At 50.1% G+C, this 17,156-nt stretch carries 22 protein-coding genes and 1 tRNA gene; 19 read left to right on the top strand and 4 right to left on the bottom strand.

Annotation, left to right across the window (positions count from 1 at the left end):
* Positions 1-36: 36 nt before the first annotated feature.
* The 4 genes from PGX44_RS09240 to PGX44_RS09225 form a co-directional block, all read right to left on the bottom strand.
* The gene (locus PGX44_RS09240; protein WP_498855162.1) at positions 37-1,368 is read right to left on the bottom strand and encodes an MATE family efflux transporter; all 1,332 of its coding nucleotides are present in this window, start codon (positions 1,366-1,368) and stop codon (positions 37-39) included.
* 89 nt (positions 1,369-1,457) lie between these two features.
* Positions 1,458-1,724, bottom strand: a complete 267-nt coding sequence (rpsT, locus tag PGX44_RS09235) for a 30S ribosomal protein S20 (RefSeq protein WP_186504315.1) — start codon at positions 1,722-1,724, stop codon at positions 1,458-1,460.
* A gap of 92 nt (positions 1,725-1,816) precedes the next feature.
* Complete coding sequence (gene fba, locus PGX44_RS09230) at positions 1,817-2,785, bottom strand: class II fructose-1,6-bisphosphate aldolase (protein WP_498855161.1); 969 nt, start codon at positions 2,783-2,785, stop codon at positions 1,817-1,819.
* A gap of 51 nt (positions 2,786-2,836) precedes the next feature.
* Complete coding sequence (locus PGX44_RS09225) at positions 2,837-3,727, bottom strand: RluA family pseudouridine synthase (protein ID WP_498855160.1); 891 nt, start codon at positions 3,725-3,727, stop codon at positions 2,837-2,839.
* A 279-nt stretch (positions 3,728-4,006) separates the two neighbouring features.
* On the opposite strand from PGX44_RS09225, the gene dnaG reads away from it, so the two are divergent.
* From dnaG to PGX44_RS09130, 19 genes are all read left to right on the top strand, one after another.
* Complete coding sequence (gene dnaG / locus PGX44_RS09220; protein WP_498855159.1) at positions 4,007-5,797, top strand: DNA primase; 1,791 nt, start codon at positions 4,007-4,009, stop codon at positions 5,795-5,797.
* A gap of 26 nt (positions 5,798-5,823) precedes the next feature.
* The gene (gene rpoD, locus PGX44_RS09215; protein WP_498855158.1) at positions 5,824-7,050 is read left to right on the top strand and encodes an RNA polymerase sigma factor RpoD; all 1,227 of its coding nucleotides are present in this window, start codon (positions 5,824-5,826) and stop codon (positions 7,048-7,050) included.
* Positions 7,051-7,128: 78 nt separating this feature from the next.
* Positions 7,129-7,203, top strand: a tRNA-Ile gene (locus tag PGX44_RS09210).
* Positions 7,204-7,314: 111 nt separating this feature from the next.
* A complete protein-coding gene (locus PGX44_RS09205; protein WP_498855157.1) occupies positions 7,315-7,530 on the top strand; it encodes a hypothetical protein in 216 nt (71 codons plus the stop codon).
* Between the two features lie 19 nt (positions 7,531-7,549).
* A complete protein-coding gene (locus tag PGX44_RS09200) occupies positions 7,550-7,756 on the top strand; it encodes a CPCC family cysteine-rich protein (RefSeq protein WP_498855156.1) in 207 nt (68 codons plus the stop codon).
* A 14-nt stretch (positions 7,757-7,770) separates the two neighbouring features.
* Positions 7,771-7,983 carry a hypothetical protein gene (locus tag PGX44_RS09195; protein ID WP_498855155.1) on the top strand — a complete coding sequence of 71 codons (213 nt, stop codon included), beginning with the start codon at positions 7,771-7,773 and terminating at the stop codon, positions 7,981-7,983.
* Between the two features lie 43 nt (positions 7,984-8,026).
* Complete coding sequence (locus PGX44_RS09190) at positions 8,027-8,233, top strand: CPCC family cysteine-rich protein (RefSeq protein ID WP_498855154.1); 207 nt, start codon at positions 8,027-8,029, stop codon at positions 8,231-8,233.
* A gap of 2 nt (positions 8,234-8,235) precedes the next feature.
* Positions 8,236-8,697: a hypothetical protein gene (locus tag PGX44_RS09185; protein WP_498855153.1), complete on the top strand. Its 462-nt coding sequence runs from the start codon at positions 8,236-8,238 to the stop codon at positions 8,695-8,697.
* Complete coding sequence (locus PGX44_RS09180) at positions 8,663-8,893, top strand: hypothetical protein (RefSeq protein WP_498855152.1); 231 nt, start codon at positions 8,663-8,665, stop codon at positions 8,891-8,893. The genes PGX44_RS09185 and PGX44_RS09180 overlap by 35 nt, the downstream gene beginning before the upstream one ends.
* Entirely contained in the window at positions 8,877-9,077 is a 201-nt protein-coding gene (locus tag PGX44_RS09175) for a hypothetical protein (protein ID WP_498855151.1), read from the top strand. Before PGX44_RS09180 ends, PGX44_RS09175 begins: the two co-directional genes overlap by 17 nt.
* A gap of 132 nt (positions 9,078-9,209) precedes the next feature.
* A complete protein-coding gene (locus PGX44_RS09170) occupies positions 9,210-9,662 on the top strand; it encodes a hypothetical protein (protein WP_498855150.1) in 453 nt (150 codons plus the stop codon).
* A 90-nt stretch (positions 9,663-9,752) separates the two neighbouring features.
* Entirely contained in the window at positions 9,753-9,953 is a 201-nt protein-coding gene (locus PGX44_RS09165; protein ID WP_498855149.1) for a hypothetical protein, read from the top strand.
* A 65-nt stretch (positions 9,954-10,018) separates the two neighbouring features.
* Complete coding sequence (locus PGX44_RS09160; protein WP_498855148.1) at positions 10,019-10,252, top strand: hypothetical protein; 234 nt, start codon at positions 10,019-10,021, stop codon at positions 10,250-10,252.
* 132 nt (positions 10,253-10,384) lie between these two features.
* On the top strand, positions 10,385-11,497 hold the full coding sequence (locus PGX44_RS09155) for a 4-hydroxybutyrate dehydrogenase (RefSeq protein WP_498855147.1): 1,113 nt from the start codon (positions 10,385-10,387) through the stop codon (positions 11,495-11,497).
* 189 nt (positions 11,498-11,686) lie between these two features.
* The gene (locus PGX44_RS09150; protein WP_498855146.1) at positions 11,687-12,619 is read left to right on the top strand and encodes a PHP domain-containing protein; all 933 of its coding nucleotides are present in this window, start codon (positions 11,687-11,689) and stop codon (positions 12,617-12,619) included.
* Positions 12,616-13,485: a peptidoglycan recognition protein family protein gene (locus tag PGX44_RS09145; RefSeq protein ID WP_498855145.1), complete on the top strand. Its 870-nt coding sequence runs from the start codon at positions 12,616-12,618 to the stop codon at positions 13,483-13,485. The genes PGX44_RS09150 and PGX44_RS09145 overlap by 4 nt, the downstream gene beginning before the upstream one ends.
* A 130-nt stretch (positions 13,486-13,615) precedes the next feature.
* A complete protein-coding gene (locus tag PGX44_RS09140) occupies positions 13,616-14,830 on the top strand; it encodes a MalY/PatB family protein (protein ID WP_498855144.1) in 1,215 nt (404 codons plus the stop codon).
* Positions 14,831-15,089: 259 nt separating this feature from the next.
* The gene (mmdA, locus tag PGX44_RS09135; RefSeq protein ID WP_498855143.1) at positions 15,090-16,619 is read left to right on the top strand and encodes a methylmalonyl-CoA decarboxylase subunit alpha; all 1,530 of its coding nucleotides are present in this window, start codon (positions 15,090-15,092) and stop codon (positions 16,617-16,619) included.
* Between the two features lie 14 nt (positions 16,620-16,633).
* Complete coding sequence (locus PGX44_RS09130; protein ID WP_498855142.1) at positions 16,634-17,134, top strand: hypothetical protein; 501 nt, start codon at positions 16,634-16,636, stop codon at positions 17,132-17,134.
* Positions 17,135-17,156 lie beyond the last annotated feature (22 nt).

Raw genomic sequence — 17,156 nt, 5'->3', positions numbered from 1 at the left:
TTATTCTACACCAAAATAGTACGCTTTGTATACACCTTATAGTGTCCAGGCTGTCTTTTTCCAAAGGCGTGTGTTGAGAGCTATGGCGTTGATGCCCAGGGCGATGATCAGGGCGTACCAGTAGCCAAAAGGCCCGTACGGCGTGAGGTGGGCTGCAGCGTAGCCCATAGGTACGGCAATGATCCAGTACGTCGTAAAGGCGACGACGGTGATGACGCGTACATCCTTGTAGCCGCGCAGGATGCCCTGGACGGGCGTGCCGGCAGCATCGCAGAAGGAAAAGATGAGGGCCAGGGCGATGAAGTAACGGATCGTTTCCAGGGCCTGGGGATCCTTGGTGAAGAGGCCGCTAATGGGCGTCAGGAAGGTATACGTAATGAAAGCCGTAAAGAGGACGATAATAAAGGCTGTAGCCTGCGTGATGACGGCGTACTGCCGCGCAGCGTGCCCGTTTTTGGCGCCTACCTCGTAGCCGATGACGATGGTCGAAGCGAGGCTGATGCTCCACGGGAAGACGTAGACCAAGGTGGCGTAGCTGATGGCTGCCTGGTTGGCGGCCAAATAAAGCGTGCCGAATTCGGCCATGAGGAGGCCGACGATGGAGAAGAGACTCGTTTCGCAAAAGACAGCGATGAAAATGGGGATGCCAATGCGCAGCTGGTCGTAAATAAAGGGCCAGTCAGGACCGCGGAGCGTGCGCCACACGTGGTAGGCCCGGAAGGGCTTGCCGAACTGATAGAGGAGCACAAAAATGAAGAACGTAATCCATGCGGCAATGGTGATGGCGTAGCCTGTGCCGACGCCGCCCATGGGGGCAATGCCCAGGCCGCCAAAGACGAAGAGGCGGAAGAGGGCGACCGTAATGGCCAGGTTGACGAAGAGAATGGCCATGGATACGTGCGTCAGGCCGTGGGCGTCTGTTACGTAGCGGAGCGTGGCCTGCATGAACATAGGGAAAATCCCTAAGGCCATGGCAAAGAGGTATTCCTTGGCAATGGCGTAGACCTGCGGCTCCAAGCCCATAATGGACAGGAAGGGATCGAGACAGAGCCAGCCCAGAGCCAGCATGACCAGGGCCGTAAAGATCGATACGTAGAGGCTCTGCTGGATATAGCTCGGGATTTCGTCGTATTTTTGCGCGCCCCGGAGCTGGGAAATGATAGGCGAAATGCCAAAGAAGATGCCGCACATGCCGGCAAAGACAGGGTACCAGATGTTACTGCCGACGGCAACGCCGGCCAAATCGACGGTACTGGCCTGGCCGCTGAAGATGCTGGAAAAGACCGTCGTGCCGATTTGGGCAATCTGCGTCAAAAGCAGGGGAAAGAAGAGAACGAGAAAATGACGTATTTGCTTGCTCGTAGGCATGTAGAGAACCTCCTGTGGTTAGATTTGGGAAAATAGCCGTATACGTAAAACAAGCCCCACTAAATTAGTGGAGCTTGTCAGCATTCCGATTATTTTTCCAGTTCATTTACTTTAGCAGCCAGACGAGATTTCTTACGGGCTGCAGTATTTTTATGGAGAACGCCCTTCTGGGCAGCGCTGTCGATAACGCTGCTGGCTTTATCAAATGCTTTTTTTACAGCTTCAGCATCACCTGTGGCGATAGCTTCAGTCGTACGGCGGATTGCTGTATGAACCGAAGATTTTACGCGAGAATTTGCTGCATGACGAGCTGCATCTTTTTCCATCGTTTTGATATTGGATTTAATTTGCGGCAATTGGTTCACCTCCCTAATTTACAAGAACACTAGAAGAAATTTTACCATACTCCCTCTTAAAAAGCAATAGAGATAGATAAAATTCCTAACTTTTAGGCCTTGTGATCAGAGCCGAGTACGTCTTTGATCTTGTGGGAGGCCAGGTTGTATACGTTCTGACGGGCATCTGTCAGGTACTGGCGCGGATCGAAGTGTTCCGGATGCTGGGCCATGTGCTGGCGGATACCGGCGGTCATAGCCAGGCGGATATCGGAGTCGATGTTGATCTTGCAAACGGCCATGGAAGCAGCCTTGCGGAGCTGGTCTTCCGGAATACCGATGGCGTCAGCCAGGTTGCCGCCGTTGGCGTTGATGATCTTGACGTATTCAGGAACGACGGAGGAAGCGCCGTGGAGAACGATCGGGAAGCCCGGCAGGCGTTTGGCTACTTCTTCGAGAATATCGAAACGCAGTGTCGGCGGTACGAGAACGCCCTGTTCGTTCCGTGTGCACTGGGCCGGTGTGAATTTGTAAGCACCGTGGCTCGTGCCGATGGCAATAGCCAGGGAATCGACACCCGTACGGGTAACGAATTCTTCTACTTCTTCCGGACGTGTATAGGAAGCTTCGTGGGCAGCGACTTTGACTTCGTCTTCAATGCCGGCGAGCTGGCCTAATTCGCCTTCTACGACGACGCCGTGGGCGTGCGCGTATTCAACGACCTTCTTTGTAAGGGCAATGTTTTCTTCAAAAGCATATTTGGAACCATCAATCATGACCGATGTGAAACCGCCGTCGATGCAATCCTTGCAGGTTTCAAAATCGGCACCGTGGTCGAGGTGGAGGGCAACAGTCAGTTCCGGATGGTCTTCCAGGGCTGCGGCCAGGAGGTGTTTTAAATAGCTCGGTTTGGCATATTTTCTAGCGCCGGCAGAAGCCTGCAAAATCATAGGGGAGCTCAAATCGGAAGCGGCATCAGCCAGTGCCTGTACGATTTCCATATTATTGATATTAAAGGCACCAATAGCGTAGTGGCCTTCATAGGCCTTTTTGAACATTTCTGTGGTAGTAACTAATGACATGTGTGTTTCCTCCTTCAACGTTGTGTGAAATATAGGAGACGAGTCGGACGTTCAAACAGAATCTCCGTTATAATCCCAGCCAGCCCGGCGGACAAGGGCTTGCATATCTGCCGGCAGTGGGGAATTAACTGTAATATAGTTTCCCGTTACGGGATGGATAAACTGCACGCGGAAGGCATGCAGGGCCTGGCGTTCCATAAAGCGCCGTGAACCGCCGTAGAGATCATCGCCTACGAGGGGATGGCCCAGGCTGGCGCAGTGGACGCGGATCTGATGGGTCCGGCCTGTATGGAGCACCATTTCGAGCAGGCTGTAGTCGGCGCAGGCTGCGAGCCGGCGGATATCCGTATGGGCCGCCTTGCCGGCTACGCCTGTACGGCGCTGAATAATACTGCCCGGCAGGCGTTCGATCGGCCAGTGCATGGTTACCAGCGGTGCCGGAAAGACGCCTTCGCAAAGGGCTGCGTAAAAACGGTGGTACGCCAGGTCCTGGCGGCTGAAGGCGTACTGGATTTGCGGCTGCTTGGCAATGAGGCAGAGGCCGGACGTGTTGCGGTCCAGGCGGTGCATGGGGTGATAGGCACAGCTTTGGCCTGTTTTTTCATAGTACCAGGCCAGGGCATTTGCCAGGGTACCCGTATGGGCGCCGGACGTAGGGTGCATAAGTAATCCTGCAGGCTTATTGACAACTATGATATAATCATCTTCATAGGCTATTGTCAAGGGAATCGCCTCAGGGGTGAAGCTGTTTTTTTCTGGCAGTGTAACTTCGACGCGATCGCCTTCGACGACAAAATCCTTTGTCGTCGCGTCATGGCCGTTGATTTTACAGACACCGCTGTGCTTGATGCGCCGCCGCAGGGTCGACGATACACCGAAATGGCGCAATGCGCCAAGGAGGGACGTCTTCTTTTGCAACGGGCCTACAGTAAATTGAATCATATTCTAATAAACTCCTTACACAGGGATGCCTGCAGCGGCTTAGGCTGCCAGGCCTATTAACACAAGCTGTTAATAGGATATCTTTATTGTAGCGAAAGTGGCTCGTAAAATCAATAAAAAGACAGAACTATTCAGGTTTTGTTAGAAAAATTACCTAAAAAAAGGAATTTGAGAATTTTTATGGAATACTATTATTATGGGTATATAAGAAACGCCTACGCCCAGATCGCATGCTACCATGCGCTATGTTGAAGACTCTTTTTGCAGGTGATGTACTATATGAGGTTTACCAGTGAATTTATAGAACAGGTACGCCAGGCAAACGATATCGTCAGCGTCATATCGGATTACGTATCCCTCAAGCGGAGGGGCCGTAACTTCTGGGCTTGCTGCCCGTTCCATAATGAAAAGACGGCTTCCTTCAGCGTCGCCTCGGACAAAGGCTTCTATTACTGCTTTGGCTGTCACGCCCACGGCGACGTCTTCCAGTTCGTCATGGCCAGGGAGAACATTTCCTTCAGCGAGGCTGTAGAACGCCTGGCCGAACGGGCCCACATTCCCTTGCCGGAAGTGGAAAAGTCGGCAGAAGACATGGCACGCGACAACAAAAGGGACCGCTTGTACGAGATCAACGAAATGGCAGGCAATTTCTTCCATAACTGTCTCGTCAAGACCCGCTATGGCGAACCGGGACTGGCCTATTTTCACCGGCGCCATTTGACGAACGAGACGATTCATTCGTTCAAATTGGGCTTTGCACCGGATAGCTGGGACAAGCTGACCCGGGCCTTTGAAAAGAAAGGCGTCACGGGCCAGGAGCTCCTGGAAGTCGGCCTGGCCAAGGAAAAAAACGGCCACTATTACGATGCCTTCCGCAACCGCGTTATGTTCCCCATACGCGATGGCCGCGGCCGTATCGTCGGCTTTGGCGGCCGTGTGCTCGATGACAGTAAACCGAAATATTTGAATTCCCCGGAAACGCTGATTTTCAATAAGCGTCACCTCCTCTTTGCCATGGACAAGGCCCACAAGGCCATCTTTGACGAAGGCAGGGCCATTCTGGTGGAAGGCTATATGGACGTCATATCGGCACACAACCGGGGCATCTGTAATGTCGTCGCCTCCTTGGGCACGGCCTTTACGGAAGAGCAGGCACGGCTCCTGCAGCGCCAGGCAAAAGAGCTGGTCTTGTCCTACGATATGGATACGGCCGGCCGCCAGGCAACGCTCCGGGCCATGGAAATCGTCCGCGGCCTGGGCCTGCACGTACGCGTCGTTACGCTGCCGCAAGGGAAGGATCCGGATGAATACATCAATACGGCCGGTCCGGAAAAATTGCGCGAAGCCATTGAAAATGCGCCAAATGTCCTGGATTACATGCTCATGACGGCGCTCAAGCAATACGACGATACGACCCTGGACGGGAAGGCCGATATTGTGGCCATGCTCATTCCGGTCCTTGCACAGGAAGACAACCGCATCGTCCTCGAAACGTTTATGAAAAAGATTGCCGCCAAGCTGCAGGTAGATGAAAATGCTGTGCGCAACGAATTCAACAAGTACGTCACAGCCCATCCGGAAACGCGGCAGCAGCAAGTTGTCATTTCCCGTTCTGTCTATCAGGAAAACGCCGCCGTCCGCGGCAAGGGCAAGAATGCCGTATCGGAAGAAAATATTTTGCGCTTTCTCGTAGAAAAACCGGAGGCCTGTGCGCGCATGCGTGAACTCGTCGTACCGAAGTTTTTCACGAGTACTGCCCGGTCCGGTATTTTTGAAAAAATCCTGGAGCTGCAGGCAACACAAGGAACCTACACCCTGGCCGATCTCCAGCCGCTCCTGACACAGGAAGAAAGTGGCGAACTGGCCCGCATCATGGTGCTTCCCGAAGTGCCTATGAGCGAAGCGGTCATTACGGATTACGTCAAACGCTTCCGTTTGGCAGAGCTGCAACAGCAATATAAGGAATACAGTGCACGTGCCGCTGCGTATGGCCAGCAGAATGACCCCAGGCTGGTCGAAACACTGGCAATGTGCAAGAAAATACAAAATGAAATGAAACGTTGGGCTTGATCATCAAGGAAAGGAGCCTGTAATACATGGCAACTACGAAAGACGAAAACAAGGTAACAAAAAAGAAGACCAAGAAAACATCCCGCTCGAGCAAGACGAAAAAGGTGGAAAATCAGCTGAGTGAAAAGGAACGCCAGGAAATAGCGCTCCAGCACATTCAGCAGCTGATCAAGACGGGCCAGAAAAAAGGCAGCCTGACGTATACAGAAATCATGAATGTCATGGAAGAAGACGAATTGAATGCCGACCAGATGGACCGCATGTATGAAGTCTTTGCGGAAAAGGGCATCGATATCCTCGCTGAAGACGACGTCAACACTGGCGACGATGGTGACGACGACGATGACACGAAGGAAACAATCCACATGGATTTGAGCGTTCCTGAGGGCGTCAATATCGACGATCCTGTCCGTATGTACCTCAAGGAAATCGGCCGTGTACCTCTCCTTTCGGCAGAAGAAGAAATCAAGCTGGCTAAGGCTATCGAACGGGGCAACGCCGCCGATGCGACAGAAGAAGAAAAGAAAGCCGGCACAGTTGCCAAGAAGAAACTGACCGATGCCAACCTGCGTCTCGTCGTCAGCATTGCCAAACGCTACGTCGGCCGCGGCATGCTTTTCCTCGACCTCATTCAGGAAGGCAACCTGGGCCTCCTCAAGGCTGTCGACAAATTCGACTACAGCAAGGGCTACAAGTTCAGTACGTACGCTACGTGGTGGATCCGTCAGGCTATTACCCGTGCTATTGCCGACCAGGCCAGAACCATCCGTATTCCTGTACACATGGTCGAAACGATCAACAAACTCATCCGTATTTCCCGTCAGCTCCTGCAGGATAAAGGGCGTGAACCCTTGCCGGAAGAAATCGCAGAAAAAATGGACATTTCTGTCGACCGCGTCCGGGAAATCATGAAAATAGCCCAGGAACCGGTATCACTGGAAACACCAATCGGCGAAGAAGAAGACTCCCACCTCGGTGACTTCATCGAAGACCAGGAAGCCATTGCACCGGACGATGCGGCCTCGTTCATCCTGTTGAAGGAACAGATCGAAGACGTATTCTCCTGTCTCACCGACCGCGAACGGAAAGTCCTCTACCTGCGCTTCGGCCTCAAAGACGGCCGTCCCCGCACCCTCGAAGAAGTAGGCCAGTACTTCAACGTCACACGTGAACGTATCCGCCAGATCGAAGGCAAAGCCCTGAGCAAGCTCCGCAACTGGGGCAAGCGCGAAAAGATTAAGGATTTCCTTTGATAGATAAGATTTTCCTTGACGCTGAACCACAAAGCGTATTATAATATTTTGGTGAAGTCCTTAGGGGCTTCACTCTTTGGGCCTATAGCTCAGCGGTAGAGCCCCCGGCTCATAACCGGTTGGTCCTTGGTTCGAATCCAAGTAGGCCCACCAACCAAAAAAGCATCCGGACTGTCCATGTGACGGTCCGGATATTTTTATATTTTTCCTTTTTGATTCCCATAGTTCGCTAATCATTTGAAAAGATAAAGGAGGAGCTGCACCGTGGAAACTGCGAAATTCACAGCATTCTTAAAAGAATACATCCCGGACGACGATGAAACAGTGCAGGGCATTGCTTTACTCCTGAAAGATGACGAACAACGGAGAGAGCTAATTAACGCTGTTGAAGTTGGGTATGTCAAAATATCGGCAGAGCTTATACACTATGCATGGCTAATTAGTGATGATGCGCCATTTGTAGACGAAAATGACAGTTAAATATAGGAGAATCAGCATCATGGAAAAAGATAAAGATATAGAAAAGCTATGTCCCGTATGTAAGAAGCATTACTTTGAATGTTTTGCCGATTATGATGTCTGTCCTGTTTGCGGCTGGACAAATGATGTTGTGCAACGGGATAAACCGGATTTAAAGAATTGTGGCAATGATATGAGTTTGAACGAAGCCAGAGAAGCCTATAAAAATGGGAAACCCATAGAATAGAAAAGAGGGATATCATGTATCGGGATGAGCTGAGAAAAACGCTGAAAACCTATCGGGATAATGAAGAATGGCTGGATAATGTTGTCGGTGTTGCGGATACAGAAGATGTTTGTGAAGAACTTCTATATGCTATTAAACACGGCTGGGCTAAAACGCCTGGGGATATTGTAAGATATCTTGTAAGCATCAAGAAAAACGCCCCATTTGTAGACGAAGAAGAAAACTGAAAGAGATATAATGTGGCGGTTTAACTAAAAAGGAAATGCAAAGATGGAAAAAGATAGAGCTGAAGAATTAGTATGCCCCGTATGCAAGCAATATTATTTTGAGTTCACCAACGATTTCGACATATGCCCTGTTTGCGGTTGGGAAAATGATGGTGTACAAAATGACATGCCGGATTATAAGGGAGGCGCGAACAAAATGAGTTTGAACGAAGCCAGAGAGGCCTATAAACAAGGAAGAAAGGTAGAATAATTATGAACGCAGATCTGATGGATGATGAAGTATTTAAAAATCTGATCAGGGGTCCACTCCATAATGAAGAATCTACCATTCAAGCAATGCCGCTATTGATAAGAAAAAAAGAGGATAGACAAAACCTCATAGATGCTATTGAAACGAAGTATTGCAAAAGTCCGGCTGATATTGTTGATTATGCTTGGGCCTTGGCAGAAAAGGAGAGCATACAACGCGAAACGATTGACGATGCAGAAAAGAGAAATACACTGTATCGGGATGAGCTGAGAAAAACGCTGAAAACCTATAGGGACGATGAAAAATGGCTGAATGATATTATGGGACTTATTGACACGGAAGACGAGGCCGAAGAACTTCTATACGCTATTGAACATGGCTGGGCTAATACGCCGGGAGAGATGGTAATATATCTTGCTAGAATAAAAAATGATGCCCCATTTGAAGATAAAGAGGAAACCTGAACGAAATCGTGACAGACGACTTGCAGCCATGCAGGTGGTTTTTGTCGGAAAATATGCTTATGATTATTGCACAGGGAATAATGGACTAGATGAATTAATGGCGGAAGCTTTTACAATTAGAAATTCTGTAGATAATATGGTAGTTGACTATATTAAGAGGAAAATAGGGGAGCTTAAAAATGAAATTACCGACTGAAAAACAATTGAGATGGAGAGAAATTGACGAAAAAATCAGAGATTATCTCAATGGAAATGAACAGTTAAAAGAAGATGCGCCGGATTGGGCCAGAGAACTTTATGGTGAATGGAAAAAACGGTTACAAGAAATGCGTGAAGAAATGGATGAAGAAGAAAAAAAGAATGGTGGCTTTGAATTTTAGAAATATGCGTTAAGCACTCAGAAATGAGTGCTTTTTTATTGCCTGAAAGAAGGAGGTGAGCGCGGTGGCTTACATTTCGGCTGAAACTGCGGTTGCTGATATTGTCACGGCAGCCAAAACCATTGGCACGACATGGCTGTTAAACTATGTGAAACAGTATTGCGAAGTATTAGTGCAGACTTACCGGAAGACCTTATTTTACCGGATTTTTATGTTATTGATTTTGGAAAGTATAATTTTAAACCAGACGTAATCGGTGCTCACGATCGGTCAACAGGTAACATTTTCATCAATGCACATTATAAAACTAAAAATTCCATTCTAGCCTATTTAAATAAGGAAAAAGGCCTTTTTGCTAACACCTCTATTGAATCCCCCTATCTGCATGAAATTGGCCATCATTATTATCAAACCATTCTCGAACAGGTTGCACGCAAAAGAAATACAAGCTACAATGTAGTTAAAGAAGAATTTGAAGAAGAAATTAAACGTTACTTCTGCCCTAGTAAAGTTTTTTGGGATGAAGAGGTAGTACATCTTGTTGGAAAGTATGCCTATAATTGTTGTCAATTCTTAAAAAAATAGATGAATTAATGGCAGAGGTTTTTACTATTAGAAATTCTGAGGAGAATATGGTAGTCGATTACATCAAGAAAAAAATAGAGGTGCTGAAAGATGAGATTGTCGACTGAAAAAGAATTAAAATGGTGGGAAATTCATGATAAAATTTATCCCTATCTTAACGACAAAGGTCAAGTTAAAGACAATGCCCCAGATTGGGCAAAAGAATTATACGGGGAATGGAAAAAACGGTTTGAAGAAGTACGGGCTGAAATGATTGAAGAAGAAAAAAAGAATGGTGGCTTTGAATTTTAGAAATACGCGTTAAAGCACTCAGAAATGAGTGCTTTTTTATTGCCCGAAAGAAGGAGGTGAACGCGGTGGCTTATATTTCGGCGGAAACTGCGGTCGCTGATATTGTCACGGCAGCCAAAACTATTGGCACGGTAAACAATGAAGCGGCGGCGACGTTATTTGCCCAGCATTTTGTAACGTACATACTCAATTATTGTAACCGGAATGATTTTCCGGAAGCTTGCACGCTGACCGGAGCTGCTTTTAGTTTCGTATCTCCTTTAGCATACAAAAATCTCATCTCCACTTTCTCATTGTGAAAATTCCATTCATACTGCACAAATAGCCTGTTTTTTTCTCTATATTCCCTTGAATGTCCTTTGGGACGTTGCTATACTATGGCTTAGGGAGGTTTGTGAGCGGTACAATTTCATATAAAGGAGATCTTAGAAATGATTGAGTTACAGTTGAAGCCGGTTATCTATTCGTATGATACGGTGCGGGAGTTCGTAGAAGATGTACAGATTGGTGAACATGATTTGATCGTGACGAATGAGTATATTTACGATCCCCATTTTAAAGGCCTTGATTTGCCGTGCCATGTATTGTTCCAGGAAAAATACGGTGCCGGCGAACCGTCTGATGAGATGGCAGAGGCTATTTACCGGGATATGCCTAAGGATGTGACGCGTATTATCGGGATTGGCGGCGGTACGATCCTCGATTTGTGCAAGCTTTTTTGTCTGAAGCAGGTGAGTCCTGTGCTGGATCTTTTCGATGGCAACATCGAACTGGTGAAGGGGAAGGAGCTGATCCTCGTGCCGACGACGTGCGGTACGGGCAGTGAAGTGACGAACGTGTCTGTCATGGCTCTCATTAGCCGTCATACGAAGAAGGGCATTGCCGATGAAGCGCTGTATGCTGACAAGGCGGTGCTCATTCCGTCGCTGCTCCAAACGCTGCCTATGAAGGTCTTTGCTACGAGCTCTATCGATGCCCTCGTGCACGCTGTAGAATCGGCCTTGTCTCCTGATGGAACGGCCAGCTTCCGTACCTTTAGCTACCAGGCAATCGAACGGATCTTGAAAGGCTATTTGCAGATTCGCGACCATGGGCCGGAAGCACGGCTGCCGCTTATGAAGGATTTCCTCATGGCCAGCAACTGGGCCGGTATTGCTTTTAGCGTGCCAGGCTGTGCTGCCGTTCACGCCATGAGCTATCCCCTGGGTGCGTCGTATCACGTGCCGCATGGGGAATCGAACTACGCCATGTTTACGGGCGTCATGAACTGCTACATGTCTATCAAGTCCGATGGGGAAATTGCCAAGCTCAATCGCTTCATTGCCGATATCTTAGGCTGCGAACCGGCTCACGTCTACACAGAACTGGAAAAGCTCCTCAACGTCATCCTGCCCAAGAAGGCTCTCCACGAATACGGCGTCAAAGAAGAAGAATTGCCGGTCTTCGCCAAATCGGTCATGGAAAATCAGGGACGCCTTATGAAGCACAATTTCGTGCCTCTCGATTATGACAAAGTACTGGGCATTTACCAAAGCTTGTACTAAACACATAAGAACTGACTATACGAAAAACCTGAAGCACGATGCTTGTTTCAGGTTTTTTTGTTGAAAGGAAGAGGACAAAGGGATATAATAAGGCACGTCTTAGGACTACACGTTGATGAGAAAACCGGCTGTACAGATAGAACCGGCGTGCCGGTAGTTTTAATTTTTTTTTGAAGGAGTGTGACGCCATTGGCAACGTGGCTCGATTTGCATATGCATTCGTCTTACAGTATGGACGGACAATATACACCGACGGAAATCGTAGAGCAGTGCGCTGCTGCAGGCGTGCAGGCTATGGCCTTGTCGGATCACGATGCCGTCGCAGGCAACGCAGAGGCCGGAAGAGCAGCAGCGCGCCTGGGCCTTTCGTATTTCCCGGCAATTGAGATCTCCTGTACCCATGCAGGCAAGCTGTTTCACCTTTTGGGCTATGGCATCCATTACGACGACCCGGCCTTTGTGAAACTGGAAAAGGCCATGCAGGACCAGCGGAAAAGCCATAGCGAAGCCATGATCGAAGCCGTACGGCGTATTGGCATTGCTGTCGATTCAGACAAGGTCTGGGCTCTTTCTGTCAACGGTTCCATCGGTTCCGTTCTCATTGCCCGGGCGGCCTTGGCGGATCCGCGCAACGATGAAAATGAGCTCCTGGCGCCGTACCGGCCCGGCGGGGCCCGCAGTGATACGCCGTACGTCAATTTTGGCTGGGACTTTTGTGGCCAAGGCAAGCCTTGCAACGTTCCCATGGAAGTAATCACCTTTGAAGAAGCTGTAGCGCTCATTCAGGAACACGGCGGCGCAGCTGTCCTGGCCCATCCCGGTGCCAATATGGGGCAAGACCGGGAGCGGACAGAGGCAATCATTGCTACGGGCATTGACGGCATTGAAGCGTACTGCAGCTATCATGATGGCGAAACGGCTGCCTTTTACGCCGGCATAGCTGCACAATACGGCCTCATAGCGACCTTAGGCAGCGATTACCACGGCCACCGTACGAAGCCCAACATCGACTTGGGCCGGTACAGCCATCCCCGCCCGCAGGACGTGTACGACAGACTGTGCGCCGTCATCAGCGGCCGCGGCGGCATCTATCCAAAGAGAGAAAGAAGCGATTTAAGATGAAGAAAAAAATCGGTATCCTGTTAGGAGTCTGTGTCTGCGCCCTCTTGGCCTGCCTGCCTCAAGGAGGCCTGGCAAAGGACGCAAAGACCATCCGCGTGGCAGTGCCCGTAAAGGCCATGCAGCCTTTGCAGACGAGTACGGCCAGTCAAAAAGGGGAGCAGAGCAATCCTGCTGCGCAGGCCGGCACGACGAATCCCAAGGCTAAAGGGGCTGATAAGAAGGCAGCGGAACCAAGCCTGCCCGTTTACGATCCGGCCAAGGATGCAGCACCTGCAGAAGGACTGCCTATTGAAGAAACGAATTTCCAGTTTAGCGAACCCTTGCTGGTACGGCCTAAGACCGATACGATCGTCATCCACCACGTCGGCGTGCCTGATGGCGATACGTCCGCTGCGGTCATTCACCGGGCGCATTTGGCCAACGGCTGGGCCGGTATTGGCTATCACTACGTCATCCGCAAGAACGGTCTCATCGAACGGGGCCGTCCCTTGGCTACAGTCGGAGCCCACGCCTATGGGGAAAATTACCATACCGTCGGTATCAATGTAACGGGAAACTTCGATAAGGAAATCCCGACGAAAGCGCAGCTGGAATCACTGACGGAACTCGTCACGGCACTGTGCCGGATTTACCACATCGAACCAAGTGCGACGACTATCGTCGGTCACCGCGACCTGAACGATACGGACTGCCCGGGCAAGAACCTCTACGCCCTCTTGCCGCCGCTGCGGGCTGATGTGAAAGCCCAGCTCCTCGTCGACAAGTTCAAGGATACGCACATCCTCAAGCTGCACAAACAGCCTCAAGCACCGGTCGATACGTCTGTTGCCAGAGACGTACCCGTCCAGGCTAATATGGGGAACTAAAGCGAAAGCAGATACGAAGAAAGTCCTTCTTTGTATCTGCTTTTTTCTGTCTTGTCTCATGCATATATGTTATAATGAGTTATAACCATGGGCTGGCTTTACGCGGCCCTACGAGAGGAGTGCGACACGCATGCCATATAACTTTGATGAAATTGTAAACCGCTATCACACGAATGCCCTCAATACAGACGGTTTCCGTGGCTATATTTTTCATGATTTTGAAGGCAAAAAGAAATTTCCCTTCAAGGACGACGAGTTCGTCCGCATGTGGGTAGCCGACATGGAGTTTGCCATGTGCCCGGCTATTATCCAGGCCATTAAGGACCGGGCCGACCAGCGTATCCTGGGCTACAGCCAGGTTTTTGAACCGGAGTTTTATGACGCGTACAACGATTGGAACCAGAAGATGTACGGCTGGACCTACCCAAAGGAAGAAATTTGCTTCTCCTTAGGGATTATTCCCGGCTTGTACACGCTGTCGGATATGCTTCTGGGCGACAACGACTACGCCATTATTCATACGCCGGCGTACGGCTATTTCCAGCATGCCATTGACGAACGGCATAAACGGGCCATCCATACGCCCCTCATCAGCGACGGCCTGGGCAACTGGCATATCGATTTTGGCGATTTGGAAAAGGCCTGCGCCAATCCCTTTGCCAAGGTTCTCATTTGGTGCAATCCGCACAACCCGACGGGCCGCGTCTGGACAGAAGACGAATTGCGTCACGTCGCAGCCATCGTAGAAAAATACAATCTCTGGATCATTAGCGATGAAATTCACTGCGATATTTTGCGCCAGGGCGTACACCATATCCCTATGGCCAAGATCATGCCGGAGTATGAAAAGCTCATCGTTTGCACGTCGGCCTCGAAGTGCTTCAATATGGCCGGCCTCATGTTTGCTGAAATGATCATCCGCAATGCGGAGCTGCGTCAGAAGTACATTGCCTATACGAACTCTTATGCTATGAATATCAATCCCTTGTCCATTGCAGCGCATACGGCGGCGTACCGCTACGGCGCAGAATGGCTGGATCAGCTGAAGACCTATTTGGACGGCAATTTCCAGCTCGTCAAGGATATTCTCGACAGGGATTTGGAAAAGGTAACCTATGTGATTCCCGAAGCTACGTATCTGGCCTGGGTCAATCTCAATCCGTACCTAGCTGATGTGCCGGATATTCCTGATTTCATGGCCAATAAGGCCGGTGTCCTCCTCGAAGGCGGCGACGCCCTCTTCGTCGGCAACGCCAAGGGCTACGTACGCCTCAACCTCGCTATGCCGCGTTCCATTATCCAAAAGGGGATGGAACGGATCGTCAAGGCCATCAAAGAAAGATAAATATAGCAAAAAGAGTATGTACATCTTGTATATGCTCTTTTTGTCTTTCTTGCAGGCGTAGTATTTCTTAAAACTTTTAGGTAAATACACATACGAGAAAAAGAAACGCTGGCAAATAAATAGCCTTTTTCTTATGCATCAGGTCTGTATCCTTTTCTCTATGTGAAAAATGTATTATAATAAAACAGAGTTATGTCGAAAGACAGCAGGAAATATGATATAATAAAAATCTATGTAATAAATGTATGGGAGGTGCCTTATGGCAACAGTGCAAGAAAAGATCGAGCAGTTTAAAGCAAAGCTCGAAAAAATAGAAATGGGCGGCGGTCAAAAGAAGATTGACAAGCAGCACGAAAAAGGAAAGATGACGGCCCGGGAACGGCTCAACCTGCTCTTTGATGCAGGCAGCTTCACGGAAATCAGCCAGTTCATCAAGCATCGCTGCACCAATTTCGGTATGGAAAAGAAAGAAATCCCCGGTGACGGCGTCGTAACGGGCTATGGCAATGTCCATGGCCGTCTCGTTTTCGCCTATGCCGAAGATTTCACTGTCGAAGGCGGTTCTCTTGGCGAAATGCACGCCCACAAGATCTGCCAAGTCCAGGAAATGGCCCTCAAGATGGGTGCGCCCATTATCGGCATCAACGATTCCGGCGGTGCCCGTATTCAGGAAGGTGTCGACGCCTTGTCCGGCTTTGGCCGTATTTTCATGAACAACACCATGGCTTCCGGCGTCATTCCTCAGATTTCCGTTATCATGGGGCCTTGTGCCGGCGGTGCCGTATACAGCCCGGCCCTGACGGATTTTATCTTTATGGTCAAGAACACGAGCAATATGTTCATTACAGGCCCGAAGGTCATTAAATCCGTTACCATGGAAGAAGTGACGGCAGAAGAATTGGGCGGTGCCCAGACGCACAGCAGCGTTTCCGGTGTAGCTCATTTCGCCTGCGAAGACGAAACGGATTGCATCAACAAGATCAAAGCACTCCTCGACTTCCTGCCGAGCAACAACATGGAAGAAGCGCCGGTCGTAGAATCGGCAGACCGTCCTGACCGGACAGACGAAAGCCTCGACTCCATCGTACCTGACAGCGATACGGCTGCATACGATATGCTCGACGTCCTGCGGGCCTGCGTCGATGACGGCAATATCTATCAGGTTCTCGAAAACTATGCCCTCAACATGATCACCTGCTTTGCCCGTTTCGACGGCCAGACTGTAGGGATCATTGCCAACCAGCCGAAATTCCTGGCTGGCTGCCTCGATATCAATGCGTCTGACAAAGCAGCCCGCTTTGTCCGTTTCTGCGATGCCTTCAATATCCCTGTCGTCACCTTTGTCGACGTACCGGGCTTCTTGCCGGGCACGAACCAGGAACACGAAGGCATTATCCGCCACGGTGCAAAGCTGCTCTATGCCTATTGCGAAGCTACCGTGCCCAAGGTTACCGTCGTCGTCCGTAAAGCCTACGGCGGTGCCTACATCGGCATGTGCTGCCGCCAGCTCGGTGCCGATATGGTATACGCCTGGCCTACAGCGGAAATCGCCGTTATGGGTCCTGATGGCGCAGCCGATATTATCTTCAAGAACGATCCGGAAAAAGAACAGAAGAAGGAAGAATACAAGCACGAATTCCTGACACCCTACAAGGCTGCGGAACACGGCTATGTAGACTGCATCATCGAACCGAAAAATACACGGCCGCAGGTCATTAACGCCCTGGCTATGCTCTATAGCAAACGGGAAGAACGGCCGCATAAGAAGCACGGCAATATTCCGTTGTAAGGAGGGGGCAGATTATGGAAGAAACGAATCTCGTCATCATTGCCCTCGTTGCCCTGGCGCTCTTGGTCGTTCTGGTTTGGTATACCTTGTCCAACCGTCTTCAGGCCGTCAACGGACGGGTACATGAACTGCAGCAAAAAAATGAAGAATTGACGCGTCTTATAGAAGAACTGCAGGCACAAAAAGGGGAAACGCCTGTCGCAGCAGCTGAGGAAAAAACAGCTGCCCCGGCTGAGGAAGCCCCGGCAGAAGCGGCCGCCCCGGAAGTGGCAAAAGCCGCAGCCGAAGGCGTAGCCGGGGAAACGCCTGTGGCCACGCCGGCAGCCGAAGAAACACCGGCAGCAGAAGCAGCGGCTATGGACGGAGAACTTTCGCCGGAAATCGTCGCCGTCATCATGGCAGCCGTCGCTGCCTGCGGCTATGATCCCGCAGCCATTCGCAGCATCCGGCCCCAGCAGCACCACAGCCGCAGTCACAATTGGGTTATGGCAGGCCGTTTAGCCGGCATGCGATAAAATAGATCGAAACTAGGCTCCA

It is taken from the genome of Caecibacter sp. AF58-12pH5A, assembly GCF_027681725.1.
Taxonomy (GTDB): domain Bacteria; phylum Bacillota; class Negativicutes; order Veillonellales; family Megasphaeraceae; genus Megasphaera; species Megasphaera hominis.
This window is presented reverse-complemented; position numbering and strand designations above follow the sequence as displayed.